Origin of the sequence: Halorubrum sp. CBA1125, assembly GCF_009742825.1 — an archaeon.
In the GTDB taxonomy this organism is placed as follows: Archaea; Halobacteriota; Halobacteria; order Halobacteriales; family Haloferacaceae; genus Halorubrum.
Map to the genome: position 1 here is coordinate 1 of NZ_WPCE01000217.1, position 4,406 is coordinate 4,406.

Sequence of the window (4,406 nt, forward strand, 5' to 3'; positions counted from 1 at the left end):
CGAGGAACGCCCCCGCGACGACGGGTAATCGTTCCCCCGACGACGACGGCTGAGAGGGCCACGTTCAAGTCGGCCGGGAACCCACCGGTCGGTATGACGGTCCGACACGGGAACCTGACGGTGGAGTGGCTCGGCTACGCGACGGCGCGGATCGAAGCGGCGAGCGGACCGATCGCCTACACGGATCCCGGGCGGTACGGGGTCCTCGACGACTACTGGGCGCGCGACGGCGACCTCGTGGTGGTCACCCACGACCACCACTACGACCCCGACGGGATCCGGTCGGTGGCGGCCGACGACGCGACGGTCGTGATCTACGAGAACGTCGATCCGGACCGGATCGACCGCGACGTGGCGCCGATCGCGGACCTCGCGGCCGACTACGAGGTCGTGCGCGTCGACGACGAGACGCGCGTCGACGTCGAGACGGGCGCCGGCGAGATCACCGTGTGGTCGGTTGCCGCCCACAACGACCCCGAGGGGCCGAACGCCGACGCGAACGGCACGGTGACGCACCCGCCCGGCTTCGGCTGCGGGTTCCTGCTCGACGTCGAGGACCACACCGTCTTCTGGCCCGGCGACTCGGACGCGCTCGACGGGTTCGCGGAGCTCGACGTCTCCGTGTTCCTCGCGAACATCGGCGGCGGCGGGATCGTCTCCGACCGCCACGCGGCCGCCGAACTGGCCGAGGCGATGGACCCGGACCTCGTCGTTCCGATCCACTACGACACCTTCGAGCAGCTGGCCGCCGACGGCGAGGCGTTCGCCGGCGACGTCGCGAGCCGGTCGATCCCGGTCGCGCTCGACGAACGGTCGGCCAACCAGTAGCGCTCTCCGTCGCGCCCGGCCGTTCGGAAATCGCTGCGCATCGATTTCCCCGGGGGGAGTCGGTCGCCTTTGGCGACCGACGAGCTGAGGAGACGCGAGGGCCGGGGCGGTTGCGTCGGGGAACGGTTTTTACGTCCGCCGCCGTAGGAGAGAGCATGTACGTCCGCGACGCCAAGAACCGTGACGAGGCGTGGTTACTGGACGCGATCGAGCGACTCGGGCTCGACGACGTCGCCTTCCGGTCACGGGACTACGTGATCGCGGTCGACGAGGAGTCCGGCGACCGGGCGGGGTTCGGCCGGCTCCGCCTGCATCGGGGAGACGACACGGAGCGGATCGAGCTCACCGGGATCGGCGTCCTGCCGGAGTGGCGGGGCCGCGGCGTCGGTGCCCACGTCGTCGAGCGGCTCGTCGACACCGCGGCCGCCGAGGGGTTCGAGACGGTGTACGTGCTCACCGATCAGCCGGAGTACCTGACGCAGTTCGGCTTCGAGGAGGTCGACACCGACGACCTGCCGGCGGCCCTCTCCGACCGGCTCGAGGAGAAACGCGAGTTCCTCGGCGGCGGCGTGACCGGGCTCCGCGTCGACGTCGACGAGTTCGAGATGTCGGACCGCCTCCGCGAGGCATTCAAGACCGTCGAGGCCGGCGATTCCCCCGACGAGGACGACGGGACGACCGAGTCGGCGGAGGACTTCGGGATCGACCCCGAGACGGCCACCTACAAGTACGACACCGGTCGGTGACCCGACCGCTTATCGCCCCGCCGTCCGACTCGGGGGTATGGACGAGCTGATCGAGGCCGCTCGCGACGCGCTCGCGGACGCGCACGTCCCGTACTCGGAGTACCGCGTCGGCGCCGCGCTCCGGACGGCCGACGGCACCGTCTACGCCGGCTGTAACATCGAGAACGCCAACTACTCCAACAGCCTCCACGCCGAGGAGGTCGCGCTCGCGGCGGCGGTGAAGAACGGCCACCGCGCGTTCGAACGCATCGCGGTCGCCTCCGGCGCCCGAGACGGGGTCACGCCCTGCGGGATGTGCCGCCAGACGCTCGCGGAGTTCGCGGCCCCCGACCTCGTCGTCGCCTGCGACGAGGGGGACGGCGAGGTCTCGGAGTACACACTCGGCGAACTGCTGCCGAACGCCATCTCCGAGACCACGCTCGACGACGCGCGCGACGGGTGATCCCCCGCCGAGGCGGAACGCCTTTTGAACGCCTCGCCGAAGGTCGAGTGAGATGAGCGACGATTCCCCCTCCGTCCGACGCGGCGACGACCCATCGCGAACCCGTGACGATCCCGCCCGCGCCGACGGCGGTACCGACCCCGAATCCAACGGCGACAGCGAGGACCCCAACGCCGAGGACCAGTACCACGTCGCGGTCGGCCCCGGCGACGTCGCCGACGCGGTGTTGCTCCCGGGCAACCCCGAGCGCGTCGACAAGATCACGGCGCTGTGGGACACACACGAGGCGGTCGCCCACCACCGGGAGTACCGAACCGCGACCGGCAGCTACGACGGGACGCCGATATCGGTCACCTCGACGGGGATCGGGTCCCCGTCGGCGGCGATCGCGGTCGAGGAGCTGGCGCGGGTCGGCGTCGACACGTTCGTCCGGGTTGGGTCCTGCGGCGCGATCCAGCCGGGCATGGACGTCGGCGATCTCGTGATCACGACCGGCGCGGTCCGCCAGGAGGGGACCAGCGACGAGTACGTCCGCGAGGACTACCCGGCGGCCGCCGACGGCGAGGTCGTCTCCGCGCTCGTCGCGGCCGCCGAGCGGCTCGGCCACGACTACCACACCGGGATCACGATGAGCGCCGACTCCTTTTACGCCGGACAGGGCCGGCCCGGGTTCGAGGGGTTCGAGGCCGCCGGCTCGGACGAGCTCGTCGCGGAGCTGCGCGAGGCGAACGTAAAGAACATCGAGATGGAGGCGTCGGCGATCCTCACGGTCGCGAACGTGTACGGGCTCCGCGCGGGCGCGGTCTGCTCCGTTTACGCCAACCGCGTCACCGGCGAGTTCCGGACCGAGGGCGAGTCGCGGGCGGCAGAGACCGCGAGCCTCGCCGTGAAGCTGCTGGCCCGGATGGACGCGGTCAAACGCGAGGCCGGCGCAGATCGCTGGCACGCGGGGCTCTCGCTGTAGCCCAATTGCATTCCAAAGCGCCTTTACCCCCGGACAGCAGAGCGGCACGCATGAGTTCACAGGTTGTCGTCGTCGGCTCCGGCTACGCCGGCGCAGGGGCAGTGAAAGCGTTCGAAGACGAGGTAGGCGAGGGAGAGGCCGAACTCACCTGGATCTCCGAACATGACTACCATCTCGTGTTACACGAGGTCCATCGCGCGATCCGCGACCCCGGCGTCGAAGAGAAGATCACCATCCCGGTCGGCGAGATCAAGTCTCCCGAGTCCGAGTTCGTGCAGGGCCGAGTCGTCGACGTCGACACCGACGAGCGCGTCGTCGAGACCGACGACGGCACCACGGTCGAGTACGACTACCTGCTTCTCGCGGTCGGTTCGACGACCGCCTTCTTCGGTATCGACGGGCTGAAGGCAAACGCCCACCAGCTGAAGGGGCTCGACGACGCCAGGGCGATCCACGAGGACGTCCGCACCGCGGCCGCCGACGCGACCCGCTCGGACCCCGCGCGGGTGATCGTCGGCGGCGCCGGCCTCTCGGGCATCCAGACCGCCGGCGAGATCGCCGAATACCGCGACAAACACCGCGCGCCGCTCGAGATAACGCTCGTCGAGGGGCTCGACGAGGTCTTCCCCGGCAACGACCCACAGATCCAGGGCGCGCTCCGCCAGCGGCTCGAAGACGCCGACGTGGAGATTCTCACCGGCGACTTCATCTCGCAGGCCGACGAGAACGCCGTCTACCTCGGCGGCGGCGAGGACGAGGAGCCGGAGGAGCTGGGCTACGACGTGCTGATCTGGACCGGCGGCATCACGGGCCAGGAGGAACTGGAGAACGTCGAGGTCGAGAAAGACGAGCGCTCGAACCGTATCCACGCCAGCTCCGATTTCACCACCAGCGACGACCGCGTGTTCGCCATCGGCGACACCGCGCTCGTCGAACAGGGCGACGACGACGTGGCGCCGCCGACCGCGCAGGCCGCCTGGCAGGCCGCGGAAGTCGCCGGCGCGAACCTGGCGCGCTCGGCCCGCGGCGCGCCCCTCCGATCGTGGGAACACGAAGACAAGGGGACCGTGGTCTCGGTCGGCGACGACGCGGTCGCCCACGACGTGGCCGGGCTGCCGATCCAGACGTTCGGCGGCACCCCGGCGAAGCTGTTGAAGAAGGCGATCGCCACGCGGTGGATCGCCAAGGTCTCCTCGGCCGGACGCGGCGTGAGCGCGTTCGGCGACATGTAGGTTCGGGTCAGATCCGACCGATTCGGAGTCGAACTTCTCGTCCGTGTCGGCTCGCCGCTCGCGAGCGGCGGCTGTGCGCGTCGAGAACGAGAGAGACGAGAGCGGGGACGGGGAGCCGTATAGGAGCTGCGTTCGCGAGACCCCGACCGCGGTCGACGACGGGCGCTCGACAGCGGCCGTCAGTGCTCGGCGGC

General features: G+C 70.4%; 5 protein-coding genes. All 5 read left to right on the forward strand.

What is annotated here, in order from left to right; translation table 11 throughout:
• The first annotated feature begins 93 nt into the window (after positions 1 to 93).
• The 5 genes from GJ633_RS14370 (at position 94) to GJ633_RS14390 (ending at position 4,212) form a co-directional block, all read left to right on the forward strand.
• Positions 94 to 828, forward strand: a complete 735-nt coding sequence (locus GJ633_RS14370) for an MBL fold metallo-hydrolase (RefSeq protein WP_156589362.1) — start codon at positions 94 to 96, stop codon at positions 826 to 828.
• Positions 829 to 983: 155 nt separating this feature from the next.
• A complete protein-coding gene (locus GJ633_RS14375) occupies positions 984 to 1,574 on the forward strand; it encodes a GNAT family N-acetyltransferase (protein ID WP_156589363.1) in 591 nt (196 codons plus the stop codon).
• A gap of 37 nt (positions 1,575 to 1,611) precedes the next feature.
• Positions 1,612 to 2,016, forward strand: coding sequence for a cytidine deaminase (cdd, locus tag GJ633_RS14380; protein ID WP_156589364.1), 405 nt, complete (start codon positions 1,612 to 1,614; stop codon positions 2,014 to 2,016).
• A gap of 52 nt (positions 2,017 to 2,068) precedes the next feature.
• Entirely contained in the window at positions 2,069 to 2,980 is a 912-nt protein-coding gene (locus tag GJ633_RS14385; RefSeq protein ID WP_156589365.1) for a nucleoside phosphorylase, read from the forward strand.
• A 50-nt stretch (positions 2,981 to 3,030) separates the two neighbouring features.
• A complete protein-coding gene (locus GJ633_RS14390) occupies positions 3,031 to 4,212 on the forward strand; it encodes an NAD(P)/FAD-dependent oxidoreductase (protein WP_156589366.1) in 1,182 nt (393 codons plus the stop codon).
• Positions 4,213 to 4,406: the final 194 nt, after the last annotated feature.